General features: G+C 44.4%; 17 protein-coding genes. 13 read left to right on the top strand and 4 right to left on the bottom strand.

The genetic code is table 11. From position 1 onward, the window contains the following. Positions 1-3 precede the first annotated feature (3 nt). From ACZ5AE_RS27625 to nuoN, 8 genes are all read left to right on the top strand, one after another. Positions 4-1,104: an NADH-quinone oxidoreductase subunit D gene (locus ACZ5AE_RS27625; RefSeq protein ID WP_464568025.1), complete on the top strand. Its 1,101-nt coding sequence runs from the start codon at positions 4-6 to the stop codon at positions 1,102-1,104. Then, positions 1,104-2,108 carry an NADH-quinone oxidoreductase subunit NuoH gene (gene nuoH / locus ACZ5AE_RS27620; protein ID WP_464568023.1) on the top strand — a complete coding sequence of 335 codons (1,005 nt, stop codon included), beginning with the start codon at positions 1,104-1,106 and terminating at the stop codon, positions 2,106-2,108. The genes ACZ5AE_RS27625 and nuoH overlap by 1 nt, the downstream gene beginning before the upstream one ends. Positions 2,109-2,187: 79 nt before the next feature. Next, positions 2,188-2,607 (top strand): NADH-quinone oxidoreductase subunit NuoI, encoded by a 420-nt coding sequence (gene nuoI / locus ACZ5AE_RS27615; protein WP_213147983.1) that lies wholly within the window; start codon positions 2,188-2,190, stop codon positions 2,605-2,607. Next, positions 2,604-3,125, top strand: coding sequence for an NADH-quinone oxidoreductase subunit J (locus tag ACZ5AE_RS27610; protein WP_464568021.1), 522 nt, complete (start codon positions 2,604-2,606; stop codon positions 3,123-3,125). Before nuoI ends, ACZ5AE_RS27610 begins: the two co-directional genes overlap by 4 nt. Beyond that, positions 3,122-3,436: an NADH-quinone oxidoreductase subunit NuoK gene (nuoK, locus tag ACZ5AE_RS27605; protein WP_213147985.1), complete on the top strand. Its 315-nt coding sequence runs from the start codon at positions 3,122-3,124 to the stop codon at positions 3,434-3,436. Before ACZ5AE_RS27610 ends, nuoK begins: the two co-directional genes overlap by 4 nt. A gap of 163 nt (positions 3,437-3,599) precedes the next feature. Further along, positions 3,600-5,468, top strand: coding sequence for an NADH-quinone oxidoreductase subunit L (nuoL, locus tag ACZ5AE_RS27600; protein ID WP_464568019.1), 1,869 nt, complete (start codon positions 3,600-3,602; stop codon positions 5,466-5,468). Beyond that, positions 5,465-6,970: an NADH-quinone oxidoreductase subunit M gene (locus ACZ5AE_RS27595; protein WP_464568017.1), complete on the top strand. Its 1,506-nt coding sequence runs from the start codon at positions 5,465-5,467 to the stop codon at positions 6,968-6,970. Before nuoL ends, ACZ5AE_RS27595 begins: the two co-directional genes overlap by 4 nt. 6 nt (positions 6,971-6,976) lie before the next feature. Next, positions 6,977-8,509 (top strand): NADH-quinone oxidoreductase subunit NuoN, encoded by a 1,533-nt coding sequence (gene nuoN / locus ACZ5AE_RS27590; protein ID WP_464568015.1) that lies wholly within the window; start codon positions 6,977-6,979, stop codon positions 8,507-8,509. Between the two features lie 1,080 nt (positions 8,510-9,589). On the opposite strand, the gene ACZ5AE_RS27585 is transcribed toward nuoN, so the two are convergent. Genes ACZ5AE_RS27585 through ACZ5AE_RS27575 form a run of 3 tightly spaced genes read right to left on the bottom strand, consistent with a single transcriptional unit; the run spans position 9,590 to position 13,413 of the window. Next, positions 9,590-10,768: a Ger(x)C family spore germination protein gene (locus tag ACZ5AE_RS27585; protein WP_464568013.1), complete on the bottom strand. Its 1,179-nt coding sequence runs from the start codon at positions 10,766-10,768 to the stop codon at positions 9,590-9,592. Beyond that, positions 10,768-12,303, bottom strand: a complete 1,536-nt coding sequence (locus tag ACZ5AE_RS27580; RefSeq protein ID WP_464568011.1) for a spore germination protein — start codon at positions 12,301-12,303, stop codon at positions 10,768-10,770. The genes ACZ5AE_RS27585 and ACZ5AE_RS27580 overlap by 1 nt, the downstream gene beginning before the upstream one ends. Positions 12,304-12,315: 12 nt before the next feature. Continuing rightward, positions 12,316-13,413, bottom strand: a complete 1,098-nt coding sequence (locus ACZ5AE_RS27575; protein WP_464568009.1) for a GerAB/ArcD/ProY family transporter — start codon at positions 13,411-13,413, stop codon at positions 12,316-12,318. Between the two features lie 222 nt (positions 13,414-13,635). On the opposite strand from ACZ5AE_RS27575, the gene ACZ5AE_RS27570 reads away from it, so the two are divergent. From ACZ5AE_RS27570 to ACZ5AE_RS27550, 5 genes are all read left to right on the top strand, one after another. Further along, positions 13,636-13,869 (top strand): DUF1146 family protein, encoded by a 234-nt coding sequence (locus ACZ5AE_RS27570; protein ID WP_464568007.1) that lies wholly within the window; start codon positions 13,636-13,638, stop codon positions 13,867-13,869. 200 nt (positions 13,870-14,069) lie between these two features. Next, positions 14,070-14,888 (top strand): YwmB family TATA-box binding protein, encoded by an 819-nt coding sequence (locus ACZ5AE_RS27565; protein ID WP_464568005.1) that lies wholly within the window; start codon positions 14,070-14,072, stop codon positions 14,886-14,888. Between the two features lie 32 nt (positions 14,889-14,920). Then, positions 14,921-16,231, top strand: a complete 1,311-nt coding sequence (murA, locus tag ACZ5AE_RS27560) for a UDP-N-acetylglucosamine 1-carboxyvinyltransferase (RefSeq protein WP_464568003.1) — start codon at positions 14,921-14,923, stop codon at positions 16,229-16,231. Positions 16,232-16,680: 449 nt separating this feature from the next. After that, on the top strand, positions 16,681-17,718 hold the full coding sequence (spoIID, locus tag ACZ5AE_RS27555) for a stage II sporulation protein D (RefSeq protein WP_464573745.1): 1,038 nt from the start codon (positions 16,681-16,683) through the stop codon (positions 17,716-17,718). A 2,256-nt stretch (positions 17,719-19,974) separates the two neighbouring features. Beyond that, positions 19,975-20,946 carry a nuclease-related domain-containing protein gene (locus tag ACZ5AE_RS27550; protein WP_464568001.1) on the top strand — a complete coding sequence of 324 codons (972 nt, stop codon included), beginning with the start codon at positions 19,975-19,977 and terminating at the stop codon, positions 20,944-20,946. 27 nt (positions 20,947-20,973) lie between these two features. On the opposite strand, the gene ACZ5AE_RS27545 is transcribed toward ACZ5AE_RS27550, so the two are convergent. Further along, positions 20,974-21,441: a VanZ family protein gene (locus ACZ5AE_RS27545; RefSeq protein ID WP_464567999.1), complete on the bottom strand. Its 468-nt coding sequence runs from the start codon at positions 21,439-21,441 to the stop codon at positions 20,974-20,976. Positions 21,442-21,471: the final 30 nt, after the last annotated feature.

Genomic DNA, 21,471 nt, shown 5'->3' with positions numbered 1-21,471 from the left:
CCAGTGATCAAAACAGAAGAAATGATGCTTAACGTAGGTCCTCAGCATCCAAGTACGCACGGCGTATTCCGGCTTGTTGTAAAACTAGACGGGGAAATCATTACCGAAGCACAGCCTGTCATCGGTTACCTGCACCGCGGGACGGAGAAATTGGCTGAGAACCTGCAATATACACAAATTATTCCGTACACCGACCGGATGGACTACCTGTCGGCGATGACCAACAACTACGTGATCTGTCACGCAGTAGAAACAATGATGGGCATCCAGGTTCCGGAACGGGCGGATTTCCTGCGCGTGATTGCGATGGAATTGGGCCGTGTGGCGAGCCACCTGGTTTGGTGGGGTACATACCTGCTTGACCTTGGCGCAACATCACCGTTTATCTACGCCTTCCGCGAACGGGAAATGATCATTAATATGCTAAACGAGCTTTCAGGCGGACGGTTGACGTTCAACTACATGCGTGTCGGCGGCGTCAAGTGGGATGCGCCAGAAGGCTGGATTCAAAAAGTGAAAGAATTTATTCCGTATATGCGCGAGCAGCTTGCCGGCTACCACAGCCTGGTAACCGGGAACGAAATTTTCCTAAACCGGGTAAAAGGAATTGGCAAGTATACGAAAGAAGAGGCGTTGCAATACAGCTTGAGCGGTGTTAACCTGCGCTGTACCGGCGTGAAATGGGATCTGCGCAAAGACGAGCCGTATTCCATCTACAACCGCTTCGACTTTGATGTGCCGGTTCGCGAATCCGGCGATGCTTGGGCGCGTTACCAATGCCGCATGGCGGAAATCGAAGAATCGTTGAAAATTTTAGAGCAGGCTGCTGAGCAGTTCCCTGAGGAAGGCGAAATCCTCGCAAAGGTGCCAAAAATCATTAAGGCGCCTAAAGGAGAAGCTTTTGTCAGAATTGAATCGCCGCGCGGAGAAATTGGCTGCTATATCTACAGCGACGGAAAAAAAGAACCGTACCGCTTAAAGTTTAGAAGACCATCCTTCTACAATCTGCAAATTCTTCCAAAGCTGTTAAAGGGAGAAAACATTGCCAACATGATTGCCATTTTAGGCGCGATTGATATTGTCCTGGGAGAGGTGGACGGCTGATGATACAAGAGATGCTCCAGTCAAGTCCAGGTTGGTTTAACTTTATCTTCTTCTTTATCTTTGGACTTGTCTTACTATTAGTCGTATTAGGGTTCGTTACGTACTCAATCTTAGCGGAACGGAAGGTCATGGGTTACATTCAGCTCCGTCACGGTCCGAACCAGCTCGGCGGACGCTTTGGACTATTGCAGACCGTTGCCGACGTGTTAAAGCTTTTATTAAAAGAAGATATCATCCCGAAACTGGCTGACCGTCCAATGTTTATCTTGGCACCGGTCATCGCCTTTGCACCATCGTTCATGGTACTGGCAACGATTCCGTTTACCGACCGTTTTCAGTTTGGAGACCTTGGCGTCGGCCTTCTCTATTATGTGGCTGTATCTGGGTTGACGGTTTTCGGCATTCTGCTTGGGGGCTGGGCTTCCAACAACAAATACTCCTTGCTCGGGGGAGCACGGGCAACAGCACAGATGATTTCTTATGAAATCCCGCTTGTTATGTCTGTCCTTGGTGTCATTTTATTATCGGGCAGCTTGAACTTAAATGATATCGTGCATGCTCAAAAGCACGGCTGGTTTATTTTACTGCAGCCAATCGGGTTTATCGTGTTTTTAATCGCATCGACTGCGGAACTGTCCCGGACGCCGTTTGACCTTCCGGAATCAGAATCCGAGCTCGTTGCCGGTTATCACACCGAGTATACCGGTTTCCGCTGGGCATTCTTCATGCTAGCAGAATATGTGTATTTATTCGCAATGACTGCCTTAATTACCGTATTATTCTTTGGCGGCTGGATGGCCCCATTCGGATTCCTTGACTTTATCCCGGGTGCTGTTTGGTTCTCGTTAAAGTTCTGTGTGATCTTGTTCCTCTATCTGTGGTTCCGAAGTACATTCCCACGGATGCGCGCCGACAAACTCATGGAATTCGCTTGGAAAGTCCTAATGCCAGTGGCGCTCGCTAACATCATGCTGACCGCCGTTATCAAATCATTATTTTTCTAAAAAAAGAAATGGGTGTCAGGCATCGCTTATGGGCACCACATATTAATAGAAGTAAAAATTTTTTAAAGGGGTGAAAAACGTGCTTGGATTAGCTAAAGGCTTGAAGTATACCCTGAAGCAGTTGTCTCGTGAGAAGGTTACTTATGATTATCCGAATGAGCCGCTGCCGCTTCCGGACCGGTTCCGCGGGATTCAGAAATTTTATCCAGAAAAATGTATCGTGTGTAATCAGTGTGCGAATATTTGCCCGACGGATTGCATTCAGTTAACGGGTAAGAAGCATCCGGACCCGACGAAGAAAGGGAAAATCATCGACACATACGATATTAACTTTGAAATCTGTATCCTTTGCGACCTTTGTACCGAGGTCTGCCCGACAGAGGCCATTGTTATGACCAACAACTTTGAGCTGGCGGAATACAGCCGGGACATGTTATTTAAGAACCTTGAATATTTGGATGAAAACGATGAAAACGTACGGCAGGTGAATAAAGCATGACATTAACTGGCGAGTTTTTCGCATTTATGGCCCTTGCGCTTGTGGCGATCATCGGCGGCGTGCTGTTACTCAACCTGAATAAAGTCGTACACATGGTCGTGGCCTTAATCTTCACATTCGTGGCCATTGCCGGAATCTACATTTTGCTCTCAGCCGAATTCGTGGCGGCTGTGCAGGTGTTAATTTACTCCGGTGCGATTACTATCATCATGCTGTTCGGGATCATGTTAACGAAGCCATATGATGATGAAAGTGAGTCAAAAGGCAGCAAGTGGAGAAAAATCTTCTTATTCCTTGGTGTTTTGGGCTTTGCCTTTGCCGTTTACGTCGGCATTTACAATTTCCCAATCGAGCAGGTTCCATCAACCTTGCATGAAAACAACACGATGGAAGTTGGTAAAGCATTATACAGCAAATATATTATTCCATTTGAGTTTGTATCTGTTTTACTATTAGCGTCTCTAATCGGAGCGATTATTTTAGCAAAACGAGAGGATAAGGAGGGGGATAGCAAATGAGTTCAGTCCCCGCTTCAGCGTTCCTGGCACTAGCACTCATTTTATTTTGCATCGGCTTGTACGGTGCGCTTACAAAAAGAAATACCGTAATCGTATTGATTTCCATTGAGTTGATGCTGAATGCTGTGAATATCAATCTCGTCACCTTCAGCAAATACGGTTTGAGCCCGTCTATCACCGGACAGGTTTTCGCATTGTTCGCAATGGCCGTCGCTGCTGCCGAAGCAGCCGTAGGTCTGGCTATCCTAATGTCGCTTTACCGTAACAGGAAAACGGTTAATATTGACGAAATGGACCAAATGAAACACTAAAAAGTGGCAGATAGGCCCGGTCAGGCGGGCATTGCCACTGTAACAATAGTGCACAAGCACACAAAGGGCGTCGGGCATGGACATTTGTCTGCCCACGGTGGATATGACGCCAATTTCGACAAATTCCGGGTGGGGCAATCAACCACCCAGACAAAGGATGATAATGATGGAAAATGCATGGCTTATCCCGCTTTTCCCGCTATTATCGTTTTTGATCCTTCTTCTCATCGGTAAGCGGCTGAGGGAGGCGAGTGCGTATGTGGGAATTCTGCTTACGCTGGCATCGCTTGTTTTCTCAATTCTCGTGTTATTCGAGCGCTTTTCAGAGCCAACCTATATCAATACGTTTGACTGGCTCACGATAGGAGATCTGCATCTAACAGCGGGCTTTGAAGTGAATCAATTAAATGCATTAATGCTGTTTATCGTATCGCTTGTCAGCTTTCTTGTACATACCTACTCCAAAGGGTACATGCATGGGGACGAGCGCTTTCCAGTGTTCTATGCATACTTAGGACTATTTACGTTTGCAATGCTTGGTCTCGTTATTTCGCCGAACCTCTTGCAAACTTATATCTTCTGGGAACTTGTCGGTGTCGGTTCGTTCCTATTAATCGGTTTTTATTTTTACAAAGAAGAAGCGAAGGCGGCCGCTAAGAAAGCCTTCATCATGACCCGGATCGGGGACGTTGGTCTGTTTATCGGGATGATCTTAATCTTCTGGCAAACTAAAAGCTTTGAATACAGCCAAATTTTCCAAGCTGTCGAAGCTGGCGCTATGTCGCAAACGATGATTACGTTAACAGCCATCTTAATCTTTATCGGAGCGGTTGGTAAATCGGGTCAGTTCCCGCTTCATACATGGCTTCCGGACGCGATGGAAGGTCCGACACCAGTTTCGGCGTTAATCCACGCCGCCACAATGGTTGCCGCCGGGGTCTACTTGGTTGCTGCGCTTTTCCCGCTTTTCGAAGCGAGCCAAACAGCGCTGCTTACCGTTGCCACAATCGGTGCGTTCACAGCGATTTTCGCTGCAAGTATCGGCCTAGTGCAAACGGACATTAAACGTGTTCTTGCGTATTCAACGGTTTCACAGCTTGGCTACATGATGCTGGCGCTCGGTTCTGCCGGTTATGTAGCTGGTGTATTCCACTTAATGACACATGCATTTTTTAAAGCATTGCTATTCTTGGCAGCCGGTTCCGTGATTCACGCGGTTCATACTCAGAACATCGAGGAAATGGGCGGCCTTTGGAAAAAATTAAAATTTACAGGTCCGTTATTCTTAATCGGAACTCTCGCCATCAGCGGGGTGCCGGGACTATCCGGATTCTTCAGTAAAGATGAAATTTTAATCGCTGCATGGGAAGGCGGCCATCCGGTGCTATTTCTATTAGCGTTGATTGCGGCATTCTTTACCGCATTCTATATGTTCCGCTTGTTCTTCCTGGTGTTCACTGGCGAAGCACGCGGCGAACAAAAGCATGTTCACGAGTCACCATCTGTGATGACCCTGCCAATGCTTGTGCTTGGCGTCTTGGCCATCATCGGCGGTTACGTGAACACACCATGGTTCGGTTCATTCCTTGGCGACTGGCTCGTTGACGGCAACGAAGCACTCGGTCACGGCCATATCGAAGGTCCAGCCTGGATCATGATTGCTGCTACTGTCGTTTCCTTACTAGGAATCTTCCTGGCTTGGTTAATGTACAGCAAGCGGAGTGTTGCCCGCGACTGGCTCAGCGGCGCAGGCGGCACCTTGCATACGATTTTACTGAACAAATATTATGTGGACGAATTCTATCAATTAATCGTCGTTAATTTAGTTAGAGGCTTCAGCTACTTCCTGCGCTTCATTGACGTCTTCCTTGTTGAAGGCATCGTCAAGGGTGTGGCCGGGTTCGTGCAAGGGCTTGGCAGAACAGGCTCGAAAATGCAGAACGGTCAGGTGCAAACCTACGGAGCAGTGGCCTTTATTGGACTTGCGGTGCTCGCAGTCATCTTTGCATTAACAGGGGGGTACTTGAAATGAATTTATCTTGGGTTCTGACAACACTAGTATTCTCCCCTTTACTAGGTATTGTCGTGTTAGCTTTTATGCCAAAAACACAGGAAAAAGCGATCAAGTTCGTCGGCTTCCTGGCAACACTGCCGGCACTGGCCTTAGCGCTTGCTGCGTACGCTCATTATCTTGCCGGAAAAAAATTATCGGACTTCTCGATTGGGCATGAATGGATTCAATTCCGCGGCATGAGCGGCGATGCGCCACTTTTTTCAGTCTATTATGAGCTTGGCTTAAGTGGCTTCCAATTGTTGCTAGTGGTTTTAACCGCGGTTGTCGCAACATTAGCGGCCATTGCTGCACGTTTTGTAAAAAAAGAATGGAAAGGCTACTTCATGCTGTTCCTTCTTTTAGAAGTTGGCATGCTCGGCGTATTCACAGCGGAAAACTTAATTCTGTTCTTTATCTTTTTCGAAATTACGCTTATCCCAACATTCTTCCTGATTGGAAAATGGGGTTATTTTGAAAAAGAAAAAGCAGCTTACAGCTTCTTAATCTATAACGGATTAGGATCGGCGGTTCTGTTGATTGTCATCATGATTCTTTTTGCCAAAACAGGCACGACCAACATCGACCTGTTAACAAAAATCATGGCGGACCCAAGTGCGCCGCTGTCAGATGACTTAAAACTTGGTTTATTGATTTCCTTATTAATAGCGTTCGGTGTGAAATTACCAATTTTCCCACTGCACAGCTGGATGCTGAAAGTTCACGTGCAGGCACCGCCATCTGTAGTTATGATTCACTCTGGGATTCTACTAAAAATCGGTGCATACGGTTTAATCCGCTTTGGGATGGGAATTTTTCCAAAGCAATTCGAAACACTTGCGACTTTGATAGCGATTCTTGGCGTGATTAACCTGCTTTACGGTGCGTTCCTGGCGTTCATTCAATCTGACTTTAAAATGGTCTTGGCTTACTCGTCGATTTCCCACATGGGTATCGTGCTAATCGGCCTTGCGGCGATGAATGAGGCCGGCATCCAAGGTGCGATTTTCCAAGTGGTATCGCACGGTTTGATTTCAGCTTTATTGTTCTTCTTAGTGGGAGTTTTATACGAGCGGACCGATACGTCGCTCATCGAAAATCTTGGCGGTATAGCAAAGGGCATGCCGATTGCAGCCGGTTTCTTATTGGCTGGTGCAATGGCGTCACTTGGCTTGCCAGGCATGTCCGGATTCGTCAGCGAATTCATGGCTTTCCTTGGATTGTTCAAAGAACTACCATGGCTTGCCGCAGTCGGTACGATCGGCATCATCATGACCGCAGCGTACCTGCTTCGTGCTGTACTTGGCATGACGTTTGGTAAGGCGCACCGCGAGTTCATTGGCTTCGTTGATTTGAAGGGCGTGGAATTCGTGCCGGTTGTGGTTTTGACCGCGTTAATTGTGTTAATTGGTGTTTACCCAAGTGTTCTAAGCTCACCGCTTCAAGCCACACTTGAGACTATCATGCTTGGGTTAGGAGGGTGATGAAGGATGAGCTTTGAGCAATTTCAATCGTTAAACTGGAGCATCATGACACCGGAATTCATCATCCTTGCTGTGATTGCAATCTTGGTGATTATGGATCTATTTATGCCAAAACATATGGACCGGAAAATCCTTGGCTATATTGGCATTGCGGCCATCCTTGCGGCGATGGTTTCGGTCTTCGGCATGGCGGGCGATCAGGTTGAGTCGATCCTGCACGACACGTTCCGTCTTGACAGCTTTGCAATCGCGTTTAAGCTGCTAATTCTAGGCGGCGGCGCGCTGGTATTGTTCCTGGCTACTAGCTACAAAGCTAATGGCGGCTTGGAAAGATATACGGGCGAGTTTTATTACCTGTTATTATCAGCGTTATTGGGCGCCATGGTCATGACCTCAAGCGGTGATTTAATCACGCTATACATCGGCCTTGAGCTGTTATCGATTCCATCTTATATTTTGGCGGGCATCCAGAAGGATCGGTTAAGCTCCAACGAGTCCGCCATGAAATACGTCATCAACGGCGGTATTTCCTCCGCAATTGCGTTGTTCGGGATGAGCTATGTGTATGGACTGACTGGTTCAACGAACTTGCTGGATATCGCGGGCCAGCTGTCAATGCTAATGGACGGGCAGCAGGCGTACCTGCTTGGCATATCGTTTTTGATGATTTTGGTAGGTTTATCGTTTAAATTGGCGGCTGCACCATACCACATGTGGGCACCAGACGTGTACCAAGGTGCGCCTACACCTGTTACATCGTTCTTGAGCGTCGTTTCGAAGACAGCCGGTTTTGTAATTGTCGTTCGGATTTTGTTAACGGTATTTGGTTCCGCGGCAACAAACGGTCCAGGGTCTATTCCAATCTTGCTGGATATGCAAAACTATCTTGCAGTGATTGCGGCCGCTACGATGATTATCGGTAACGTGGTGGCATTGCGGCAGTCCGATATTAAGCGGATGTTCGCATATTCGAGTATCGCGCACGCAGGGTATCTGTTAGTGGCTGTTACAACGTTAACATCGAATATGTTCTACTCCATCTGGTTCTATTTGCTGGCATACTTGTTCATGAACATGGGCGCATTCGCAGTGATCCAGGTGGTGTCGGAAAAAACAGGGTCTACGAAGATTGCGGACTTTGCCGGCTTGTACCGCCGCTCACCGTGGCTGGCCGTGGCAATGGGAATTTTGTTGATTTCCTTGGCCGGCTTCCCGGGAACAGCAGGCTTCATTGGTAAATTAAACATCTTTGTGGGGGCCTTCGCGGGCGAACCGCATTACGTGCTGGCGTCGATTATGATTGCCACGACGGTTGTGTCGTACTTCTATTATTTTGGCGTTATGACCCAAATCTTCTTCCGTCCGGCTCCGGCCGCATCTGAAGGAGAAGGTGAGGGCAGCAAATTCAACATGCCGTTCGGAATCGTGGTTGTGTTGATTGTGGCGGTGGTTGGTTCGGTGTTGTTCGGTATCATGCCAAACATCGCGCTCGACTTTATGCATAATAACCTGGATATTGTTCAGGATTTCTTTAGTTAGATTCTTGGGAAAGAGGCTTGGGGTACTCCTGGGCCTCTTTCATTTTTTTAAAAAAACATGAGTCAGGCTGACCGCCTGGCTTTTTTCATGTTTAGATCATAGTGAAAAGGGGGGTGGCGAGAAATCCTGATTTGGGTGAGTAAATCCTGCCTTTTGCCGAGTAAATTTTAAAAAGGTAATATTAAGATTTCATATGCTGCCTGAGCCAGGCTCGCCGCCTGGCTTTTTGAGTGAATACCCACTGAAAAATAAGTTTGGAAAGTAAATCAGGAATTCTGGTAAGTATTTAGCTTAAAGTGTAAGTAAAATCATGCATGTGGAAAGTATTTCTTCCTAATTGGAAAGTAACCGCACAAAATCGGAAAGTATATCCAAATAAATGGTAATCTCCCCAAAAAGGGTAATTGAAAAGTTACCTTTTTTGGATGGGTCAGTCGCTCTAGATGGGGGATGGCGAGTAATTCCTGCCTTTTGCCGAGTAAAACCTCATATTCAGCGAGTAAATTTTAAAAAGGTATTATTAAGATTCATATGTTACCTGAGCCAGGCTCGCCGCCGCTGGCTTTTTGAGTGAATACCCACTGAAAAATAAGTTTGGAAAGTAAATTAGGTATTCTAGTAAGTATTTAGCTAAAAAGTGTAAGTAAAATCATGCATGTGGAAAGTATTTCTTCCTAATTGGAAAGTAACCGCACAAAATCGGAAAGTATATCCAAATAAATGGTAATCTTCCCAAAAAGGGTAACTAAGAAGTTACATTTTTTGGATGGGTCGGTTGCTCTAGATGGGATTTGGCGAGTAAACCCGGAAAAGTGGCGAGTAAATGGAAAAAGGTAATCTTAAAAGTAACTAATCTGATGTAAAATAATCAGTTTTCCACCATCACCACAATCCAAATTAAATAAGATCCCTTATCACACCAATGATACATAATACTAGTCCAATCAAAGTCAAAAAAGAAAAGATAATAAGTTCTTTTATTTCTTTATTTCTCAATAACTTTGAGGTTTCCCAGATGAAAATGGTAACAAAAATGAGGGTGATGATGAGATACTTGAGCATGTTGTGTCCTTTTTAAAATTATTTGGTTAGGCCGATTCTTCTTATAATAGAATGGGTTTGGATGGTGACCGCCAACCTTGGAAATTCTTGATCCCAGTTCTTTTGATAGTTGGTTTTCCATTGTTTTGGATATTTCTGGTAGACCGCTTGGCCGAATCCTAGAATGTCCGACTGATACTCCTGTTGGGCCTTATTAACCGTCAATTTAATACGTTTATTTATTTCTTTATCCACTTTGTTTTGTAACTCTGAGATTACCTTTGTATCAAATAAATTCAACTTCGAATCATTTTCTATTACATTCAATTTGGGGGAGACAGTCAGGTTCATTTGTAAATGGCCATTGATTAGTTTTGGTTCCAATTTTGTATCTGTTACGAGGATTTCCATACTGATATTTCCGCCGCCCTGTTCCTTAGGAATTTTAATGGTAACAACCCCCGTTTCTATTTCATTCTTGAGCCATAAAAGACCCCGGGTTTCCAATTGGTCCATCCAGCCAATCAGCTTATCCCCTTTAAACACAGCCGTTCCCTCGATGCTCTGGACGTGCTCGGATTTACTTTTCGTATTTACCTCCAATGCTTCTGATGTAAACATTGGTGCAAATGGCTCCAAACCATCTGTAAGCAGCATGTTGAGGAAATCCCTTATGTAAACTTTTAGCCCTATGTTTAACTTGTTAAGTTCTTTGATTTCTTCAGCGGAAATATTCTCAAACTTCGGCATGCTTTTGATGACTTTAGAAGCATCGCCTTTTGTAAACATAATAAAACTGTTGATCCGTGTTTTACTGTACCTTGTATGGAAATTGATAATAGGGGTGACCCCTTGTTTGGCCAAATCTTCGCCAATTAGCAACACCCGGCTTTGGGAAAAGAAAATCCGCCTTGGCAGCTTTCCTTGAATATTTCGGAATGCTTCAGAAATCGTGACGCCGGTATCGGATATAACCAGTGACCCTTTACTGCTTTCTCCGCCGGTTCCGCTTGTCGAACCAAGTTTAGACGGAATGGCTACTTGAAGGGAAAGAAGGATCTTTTCATCTTCAACGAGGTCCAGTCCAATCGCCGTAACGATGGCAATATCATTAATTTCAATACGGTTCCAGCAGCCTGTAAGAAACACGGGTATGACCAATAGGAAAAACAGTCTCATCCTGTTCATTAATATCCCTGTCCTTTTAAAAAAAAACACTAGTATTTACGAGGTTTATAATTCATCCTCTTCAAATTTCTTTTTCCTGTTTCATGCGGCCGTTCATTCATTTTCCACCAAGGAACGCGAATAATGATATCTTTCAAGTTGTTAAAATGAAACGGAGCAATCGGCGCCAGATAGGGTATACCGAACGAGCGGAGCTGCACAAGGTGAACCAAGATAAAGAAAACACCGAGAAGAATTCCATAGAATCCAAGTGTCCCAGCCATAAAAATCATAAAGAACCGAAGCAGCCGGATAGCTCCCGTCAACGGATAACTAGGAAACATAAAAGAGGCAATCCCAGTCGTTGAGACTACAATGACTAATGGAGCGGAAACAATTCCTGCTTCAACGGCAGCCTGGCCAATGACCAACGCACCAACAATACTGACCGTCGAGCCGATCGGTCGTGGCAATCGCAGACCGGCCTCCCGCAGCGCCTCGAAGGTGATTTCCATCAATAACGCTTCGACAACCGCCGGAAAAGGTACCTTATCCCTTGAGGCTGCGACACTGAACAAGAGATTGGTAGGCAGCAATTCCTGATGGAACGTGGTCACCGCAATATAAATAGAGGGAAATAATAAGGCGATTAATAAAAATAAGTACCGTAGTAAGCGAATAAACGTGGTCATGATAAACCTTCCATAATAGTCCTCTGGAGAGTTCATCATTTGAAAAAAAGTGACCGGAACAATCAGGGCAAACGGGCTGTTGTCCACAATGATACCGATTCTTCCCTCAAGCAGGTTGCCAGCCAGCCGGTCAGGCCGTTCTGTTTGCAACACCTGGGGAAACACGGAGAACGGTTCATCCTCTATAAACTCAACCAGATAGCTGCTGTCCTCAATCGCATCAATGTCAATTTTGTTTAATCGGCTGCGCACCTCTTCCACAATCGAAGCCTGTGCGATTCCTTCAAGATAGACGATGGCCACATCCGTTTTCGAGAGATTTCCTAACTTCATCATTTCCAATTTCAGTTTCGTTGTTTTTAAACGTCTGCGAATCATGCTGACATTCGTGCGGATATTTTCCGTAAACCCTTCACGCGGGCCCAACACAATAGCCTCAGAAACAGGTTCATCAACCGAGCGCTGCTCCCATTTCTGTTCGCTGATAATCAGTCCTTTTTTAAACGTATTAATTAAGATGATGGTGCTGCCTGCTAAAAGTTGATCCACGATGGCTTGGAACGCTTCTTCCTGAATCACTTGAGACGAATGCAGAACGCCCTTAAAATGGTCAAGGGACGGCTCAGGGTATTGGAACAGAACTTGGCTTCCGCTTATCAAAGGCTGGATGACATTGAGTTCCATTCTTTCCATATCGACCAATCCATTCAGGTATAAAACAATGGCTGAATAGTTAGAACCTATTTGCAGCTCCCGATAACTGAAATCAGCAGCTCCTGCAAAAAGCTCCTTAAACCGGTTAAAATCTTCCTCGAGATTACCTGATAGAGGAGCGTTTTCACTTTGCTCCTGAAGAGAAGCTTGAAATTTTTTTTTGCGATTGAAAAATTTCAAAGGCGGCACCACCTAAATAGACCCTAGTTTTTTTCGAATGAAGGCAATACATAAAAACAGAATTGGCAGGATAATTTGCACAACGGTAAGGAAATAGGGAACATAATATTTAAAGCCAAATTCTATATGTTCAACATAACTTGAAGCGCTGATCATCGATAAAGGAACAATGATGGTACCAAGTCCGAGCACAACAGATCGGGTTTGCTTTAATTTGAATAAATGAGAAACGGCTATGGATGCCGCTAAAAGGAAACCGCCAACCTTAAAAAATACGCCAGACACCATCATTAAAATGACAAGTGCATCAAATCGCTCGAGGAAATCGGCGACCGAAACCATTTGCGTTGCAGCGAGCAAAGAAAAAAGGTCGACGCTGTAAATTTCCGGTCCCAATATTGCAATCAGCATGATGCAATTGATCGTTAACAAGATCCCTCCCACAAGAAGGAAGGACAGGCTAATTTTTCGAACCTGCTGGTTGTTGGTCAGAAACGGGAAAAACATCAAGACAACAATGGTTTCGCCAAATGGAAAGTTGATTCCGGTAGGGACAGCTTTTCTCAAAACATGTGTAATGCCATTTCCAAGAATAGGAGTGAGATTTTTTAAACTAAATTGGTCGACACTAAATAGAAGAGTCCAAATCAGAACGAGAGAAATTATGTAAATGGGAAAAACTATCTCGGCCATGCGGCCAAGCGTCTCCACTCCGCCCCGCAGGCAATACACCATCAGTACCATAAAGGTTCCAATAATAACGACAAGTGGGGTTTCACTCAAAATAGTCGTGTCAATTAAATCGCCCAATTCCCTGCAAGCTCTAGCAGCCGAATAGGTAAAATGTAAAATATACAGGAGGATGATTGGATAAGAAAGAAACTTCCCGAACAGCTTAGGAAGCATTTGGACCAGTGAATCACCCGGAAAATAGGCAGCCAATTGAGTATATATGAGCATTAATATCAGGCTGGATGACATCCCGATAAGAATAAAAATCCACGCATCCTGTTTTAATTCAATACCTAGCCCTAAAATAATCGCAGTCCCTAATACATACCCAGTCATCAAATAAAAAAGCTGGAGTCCGCTGATTTTTTCAACTCTCATCCGTATCACCCTTAAAAGGAAAAGCACATTTGGAAATAAATACACGCATGTTTACTATTTTCCATTAAGCGGCTGCTTATGCATGGGGGGCAGGAGCATGTACAGCAAAAATGATGAATGAGAGAGGTCCTATGCATCACCAAATATTAACAATTAAGCAGCCATTTTTGTTTGCTGTGTGGTACAATGGTCTTTGTATGTATATTGGAGGAGGCTGTGGTCATGAGTGATTTTGGACAAATTGCGTTGGTTAGCATTCTGTCCCATATTGTGTTTATTGCGGTTTCTTGGTGGGCGCTGCAGGCGATTCGCCTAGAAAAGCTGCTGAAGCCGAACCATGTGTTTCAGGCACGGTTATTGTATATATTATTGGCCATTTTTATTGGCTCGTCGGTCAGTAACTTTTTCCTGGATTATCTGCAATGGTCGCGTCAGCTGCCGTTAATCTTTCAATAAATCGAATTGGAAAAAAATGAATGGTTCCAAAATGGTTATAGATTGAGTACAATCAAATTTATGTGGAAAAATAAGCTGAAACTTGTCAGACGTTTTACCACCTATAGATGAAAAACGGGATTTTGTCTAAAAGTGACGAGAATTCCCAAGTATGCTCTCTCCCTCCTTGGAAACAATGGTAGTAAGGGGGAGAAGAGAGAATGAACAGAAATAGATTCACTTATATATGCCTGATTACATGTTTTTGTATTATTCTGGTTGTGATGGGGAACCGAACTACTGAGGCAAACGGCGGCTTGGATTGGAATATCGCATCGTTTTTTAAGGGAGAAACGAGCGTTGGAAAGACGAGCGTCCGGGACGTATTTTTCCAAAAGGATCTTGGAAAAATGGCCGAAGTTTTTCAGGCCGAAGATATTATGCTACAGGATTGGTCTTTTTATGCAAGGGAGCAGGCGGCTGGTATTGACGTGAAGGAATACGCGAATGTTTTACGGAAAAGGTTTCCCGACTGGCGTTGGACCGAAAAGGTCACAGGCGAAGCTTGGGAAATGACAGCAGTATCCACAGCATCTAACCACCACACGGAAAAGCTTCAATTCTTGGCAACCCGCACAAAACAACCTACGACTGCGTATATAGTATATAGTGTAAGGGGCAATGAGTGGAACAAGGCCTCTAAATCCTTTTTCACGAGCGGTCAATTTGAAAATAGGCTAAATGACATATTTCGTGGTAAACCAACAGTTTTTTCTTGTATGAAAGGCGTTGTGAGTGATAAGATTGATAAGGCTTTAGAAAATACGGCGCACAAGCTGCTGTCGGGTTTTCAAGCAAAAGAGATCGAGGCGTTAAAAGAGGAGAATTTCATGTCTGTTTCGGCCATGTCGCCGTTGTTTGCAGATGCGATTGACTTGAAGAATAATAACATGAATTTACAAATTGGCTTACGCTCCGAAGGATTGGGCGGTCCAACTACGGTTGTAGTAGGAACCCCTATCATTACGATTGAATATTAATATAGAGAAAATGGACGCGGAGGGGAATACTCTTGGAAAAGATCATCGTCCGCGGCGGACAAAGGCTATATGGAACGGTTAAAGTTGAAGGTGCAAAGAATGCCGTTCTGCCTGTTATCGCTGCAACATTATTAGCAAGTGATGGAAAAAGTGTGATACGTGATGTACCGACACTCTCCGATGTATTCACAATTAATGAAGTGCTACGTAACCTAAATGCTGAAGTGGCTTTTGATCATAATACAGTTGTTGTTGATGCATCTAGAGTGTTAAAAGAGGAAGCGCCATTTGAGTATGTTCGCAAAATGCGCGCGTCTGTGCTTGTCATGGGATCACTTCTTGCACGTAATGGCCGTGCCCGGGTGGCTTTGCCTGGCGGTTGTGCGATTGGATCTCGGCCGATTGACCAGCATTTGAAGGGCTTTGAAGCCATGGGTGCGAAGGTCAAGGTAGGCAATGGCTTTATCGAGGCGGAGGTTGAAGGCCGTCTGCGTGGAGCGAAGGTTTATTTGGATTTCCCAAGTGTTGGCGCTACTGAAAACATTATGATGGCGGCTTCGCTTGCGGTGGGTACAACCACGATTGAAAATGCAGCAAAAGAACCAGAAATCGTTGATTTAGCGAACTTTTTAAATAAAATGGGTGCACGCGTGAAGGGTGCTGGCACTGGTACGCTTCGCATCGAAGGTGTCGATGTGTTGTTTGGCGCAGACCATAATATTATTCCAGACCGGATCGAGGCAGGCACGTTCATGACGGCAGCTGCGATTACGGGCGGAAATGTGCTTGTAAAGGGTGCAGTTCCGGAACATCTTTCTTCATTGATTGCGAAAATGGAGGAGATGGGTGTGACGATTATCGAGGAAGAGGATGGCGTTCGCGTGATTGGACCAGAGCGCTTGAAGGCGGTCGACATCAAGACGATGCCGCATCCAGGCTTCCCGACTGATATGCAGTCACAAATGATGGCTTTGCTGCTATGTGCAGATGGCACGTCAATGATTACGGAAACTGTGTTTGAAAATCGTTTTATGCATGTTGAGGAATTCCGCCGCATGAATGCCGATGTTAAAATTGAAGGCCGTTCTGTGATTTTAAATGGCCCTTCTAACTTACAAGGCGCCGAAGTGGCGGCAACAGACCTTCGTGCTGCAGCTGCATTGATTTTAACCGGGCTGGTTGCTGAAGGGGTAACACGTGTGACTGAATTGAAGCATTTAGACCGTGGCTACGTGAATTTCCACGAGAAGCTAGCCAGTTTAGGTGCTGACATCGAGCGTGTGAAAGAAGCAGATGAAACCTTTATCGAACTTGGAAACTATGTTACGGATCTAAATGCCTAAAGGCGAGCAAAGTTCCTTCTAGTTTGGACTAAATGCTGCGGGTATTTAGTTCTATACTCAGCTTAATATCCTGTTTAAAGGGTACAACTGAAAACAACCAAAGCAACGGGGCCTGGAATAACGGGTCCTGTTTTTTGTGTTTATTTGTGAGTATTGCGCTTTTGAGGGGGCTTATCCACAAGAGATCCTATTTTTTATTTTAGAAATTGCGGTTATTAACAAGAGGTTCCGATTTACATTATAAATACCGTGGAATTATACCCAATTGTGCCTGAAGTTTTTGTGGATAAGTCGAATAACTTTGTGTTTTGTGGATAACTTTTTGCAGTGATGGAGGCCTTGTTGGTTTTTATAAAAAAAGGTAATAAATGCTTGTCCGCACCCATATGTTGTAATGTGACGCATCCCGCGAGCAAGGGGCTGTGAATTTACAAACTGGAGGCACAATCATGAAAAATATCAAACCACTCATCGCACTAGCATCATTCCTTATTGCCTTGACACTGATTATCCCCGCTGTGTTGGTATTGCCTTTTTCGAGCGAGAAGGCGAGCGGCAAGCTTGGTGAAGATCTATCCAAGAAGCCAGCGGCGGCAAAGGAAACCACCTCTCCATCCTCTGACGCGGCAATTGAAGTGGCCGTGTTCCGCACTGCTAAATCTGCGATTGAAGAAACCCCGCTGGAGGATTACCTTGTTGGAGTAGTCGCTGCCGAGATGCCGGCGGATTTCAATGAGGAGGCACTCAAGGCTCAGGCGCTGACAGCGAGGACATATATTGTTAATCGGTTGGTTAAAGGGGATACAATTGGTGCCCCAAAAGGTTCGCAAGTAACGGACACCCCGCAGCTCCACCAAGCCTACATAGATGACTCGCAGCAAAGGAAGAACTGGGGAAATGATTATGAATGGAAAAAGAAAAAGATTTTGGAGGCTGTTCGGTCAACAAGCGGACAGATTTTGACTTATAATGGCGAGCCTATTGATGCGTTGTTTTTCTCCACTAGCAACGGCTATACAGAGAACTCGGAGGACTACTGGTCTGGAAGTATTCCGTATTTGCGGAGTGTGTCAAGTCCTTGGGATAAGGATTCCCCTAAATTTACGAATCAAAAGGTGATTACTGTAAAAGAATTTGAATCAAGGCTAGGGGTGAAAATCGGGTCAAGTAATGCCCTTGGAAAAATTGTCGCCCGGACCGAGGGCAAGCGCGTGGCCAAGGTTGACTTTAATGGGAAGGTCTTGACCGGAAGAAACATCCGCGACAAGTTGGACTTGAAGTCATCCGACTTTTCGTGGGAGCGTAAGGGGAATAATATTGTGATCACCACACGCGGCAATGGCCACGGCGTGGGCATGAGCCAGTACGGCGCGAACGGAATGGCTGCGGAGGGCAAGAACTACAAAGATATCGTCAAGTACTACTACCAGGGTGTCGAGGTGACATCGGCGGAGAACATGATGGCAACGATAACGGCGAAGAAATAGGGTGTGTGTGGAAGCCAGGCGTGTGGGTGCGCCTGGCTTTTTTTGTGTGGGGCTAGGTGTTAATAGGGTTTGGAAAGTAAAAGAGGAAAATTGGAAAGTATTTGATCAAAATGTGTAAGTAAAATCGTCTATTTGGGAAGTAAGGGCTCCAAATTGGAAAGTAAATGCACTAAATCGGAAAGTATATCCAAATAAATGGAAATTTTCCCGAAAAAGTAGTTGAAAAGATACCTGGGCCAGGCTCACCGCCTGGCTTTTTGGCTGTTTTGGGTTGTCGCTTGGAAGGGGAATCCTGCTCAATAAAGTGCTTGGAAAGTAAATGGGGGAAATTGGAAAGTATTTGATCAAAAAGTGTAAGTAAAATCGATAAAGTGGAAAGTAAGTGCGCTAAATCAGTAAGTATTCACACCATTTCGGAAAGTATGTCCAAATAAATGGAAAATTCCCCAAAAAAGTAATTGAAAAGATACCTGGGCCAGGCTCACCGCCTGGCTTTTTAGCTGTCTCGAGTTGGCGCTTGGAAGGGGAATACTGCACTTTAAAGTGCTTGGAAAGTAAAAGAGGAAAATTGGAAAGTATTTGATCAAAAAGTGTAAGTAAAACGATAAAGTGGAAAGTAAGTGCGCTAAATCAGTAAGTATTCACACCATTTCGGAAAGTATGTCCAAATAAATGGAAATTTTCCCGAAAAAGTAGTTGAAAAGATACCTGGGCCAGGCTCACCGCCTGGCTTTTTAGCTTTCTCGGGTTGGCGCTTGGAAGGGGAATACTGCTCTATAAAGTGCTTGGAAAGTAAAAGAGGAAATTTGGAAAGTATTTGATCAAAAAGTGTAAGTAAAATCGATAATGTGGAAAGTAAGTGCGCTAAACCGGTAAGTATTCACACCATTTCGGAAAGTATATCCAAATAAATGGAAATTTTCCCAAAATAGTAATTGAAAAGATACCTGGCCAGGCTCACCGCCTGGCTTTTTGGCTGTTTTGGGTTGGCGCTTGGAAGGGGAATACTGCTCTATAAAGTGCTTGGAAAGTAAAAGAGGAAATTTGGAAAGTATTTGATCAAAAAGTGTAAGTAAAATCGATAATGTGGAAAGTAAGTGCGCTAAACCGGTAAGTATTCACACCATTTTGGAAAGTATATCCAAATAAATGGAAATTTCCTAAAAAAGTAATTGAAAAGATACTTGGGCCAGGCTCGCCGCCTGGCTTTTTAGCTGTCTCGGGTTGTCGCTTGGAAGGGGGAATACTGCTCTATAAAGTGCTTGGAAAGTAAAAGAGGAATTTTGGAAAGTATTTAATCAAAAAGTGTAAGTAAAACGATAAAGTGGAAAGTAAGTGCGCTAAACCGGTAAGTATTCACACCAAATCGGAAAGTATATCCAAATAAATGGAAACTTTCCCGAAAAAGTAATTGAAAAGATACCTGGCCAGGCTCGCCGCCTGGCTTTTTAGCTGTCTCGGGTTGGTGCTTGGAAGGGGAATGCTGCTCAATAAAGTGCTTGGAAAGTAAAAGAGGAAATTTGGAAAGTATTTTACCAAAAGTGTAAGTAAAATCGAAAAAGAGAAAGTAAGTGCGCTAAATCAGTAAGTATTCACACCATTTCGGAAAGTATGTCCAAATAAATGGAAACTTTCCCAAAAAAGTAATAGAAAAGATACCTAGGCCAGGCTCACCGCCTGGCTTTTTAGCTGTCTCGGGTTGGCGCTTGGAAGGGGGAATACTGCTCTATAAAGTGCTTGGAAAGTAAAAGAGGAAAATTGGAAAGTAATTGATCAAAAATTGTAAGTAAAACGATAAAGTGGAAAGTAAGTGCGCCAAATCGGTAAGTATTCACACCAAATCGGAAAGTATATCCAAATAAATGGAAATTTACCAAAAAAGGTAATTGAAAAGATACCTTGGCCAGGCTCGCCGCCTGGCTTTTTAGCTGTCTCGGGTTGGCGCTTGGAAGGGGAATGCTGCTCTATAAAGTGCTTGGAAAGTAAAAGAGGAAAATTGGAAAGTATTTGATCAAAAAGTGTAAGTAAAACGATAAAGTGGAAAGTAAGTGCACTAAAACAGTAAGTATTCACACCATTTCGGAAAGTATATCCAAATAAATGGAAAAGGCCCGAAAAAGGATCAATAATAAATACCTCGGGGCCAGACTTAATCGGTTAAAACGCCATAAAAAGTTCAAAAGTTCGTGTCGATTTTTGCAGGAAATTGGCAAGCAAAGGAGGAAATGTAAGTGCAAATTGAAAGGAGTGGTCCGATTGTTTGCAAAACCTTGTGAAATGTCATTGCGAATCAAGAAATTACTAGCACTTTATGAGGGAAGGATGGATCCAAATCATCCCGATTGGCCGGATATGGTTCACGAATATAAAAATAGGATGGCTGGGTATCATGGCGAGAAATCCGTGGACTTTTATTTGAGCATGCTTCCCGAGGCCGACTATCAAATATACCACGATATTCGCTTGCTTTATGGAAAGTATTACTTTCAAATTGACATCTTACTACTGTGTGCGATGTTTGGCCTGGCACTGGAAGTGAAAAACAGGAGCGGGGAGATTCATTTTAAAAGAGAGTTAAATCAAGCTTTTTGGCGAAAAAATGGCCAGGAGGAACGCATAAAGAATCCGGTGCTGCAGGCTAAGCTCCAGGCGCGAAAGCTAAACGGGTGGCTGCTAGAGCGCCATTTTCCAAACTTTCCAATCCATTATCTTTTTGTAAACAGTAATGAAAAAACGCTGATTACAGCGGAGCACGGGAACGAAGAGATTCTCCGGAATGTATGTAATAGTGAATTTTTAATAGAAAAAATAGAACAAATTAAAGAATTTCATAAGATAGAGAAGCTAAGCTCTAAGGATTTAAAAAAGGTAAATAAATTACTACTATCGAAGCACACTCCCGATAATCCCGATATATTAAAACAATTTCACCTGTCTCCTAAAGAAATCCTCACTGGTGTGAAGTGCCCCGATTGCCGCTTTCTGCCGATGATTTATCATTCCGGAACCTGGTGTTGCCCAAAGTGTAACGCTAAATCGAAAACTGCCCATATTCAAGCTATCTACGATTATTTCTTATTAATAAAACCGACCATCACAAATTCTGAGCTAAGAGAGTTTCTCCAAATTGATTCCATAAGAGTGGCCAGCCATTTTCTAACGACCGCAGATTTCCCCCATAGTGGTACATTTAAAGACCGAGTTTACCATCATCCGGTATTACAATAAAAAAACCACCGCCAACCAGCAGTGGTTTTAAGAAACAGACCGAACGCGGGCGAGAAGCTTCGCCAGCCCCGCAAACTTACCCTTAAACAGCGCGCCGCGAATAAAGTAATAACAGACGCTGATGCCGAGGAAGTCCTTAAACAGGTCAAAAAACGACGCGGACCGGTAGGGGTAGAAGGATTGGTGGATTTCGTCACTGATGCCGTAGAAGGCCGCAAACAGGGCACAGGACAAGTTCCAGCCTGGCGTAAAACGGAAACCGGCAACCGCATTGCTGCGCTGGTCAGCGTCACCGCGCCTAAACGTCAAACACGCGAGGACGAGTAATACATATAAAATCGCAAACTCTATTAAATGCAGTGATTCTTTAATAGTATGGTCAATTTCCGAATCAGGCAGGCGCACGAAGTGGTCCGACGGCAGGCTCGATTGAATAAAGATGGCTGCCATATAAAGCACGGGCAGGACCCGCAGCACCCATTTTAAGACGTTCATGAAACAATTCCCCCTAAAAATTTTTCAAAA

This window comes from Neobacillus sp. S1227 (assembly GCF_055385255.1).
Note: the sequence above shows the minus strand (reverse complement) of the source record. Positions and strands in the feature narration are given on the sequence as shown.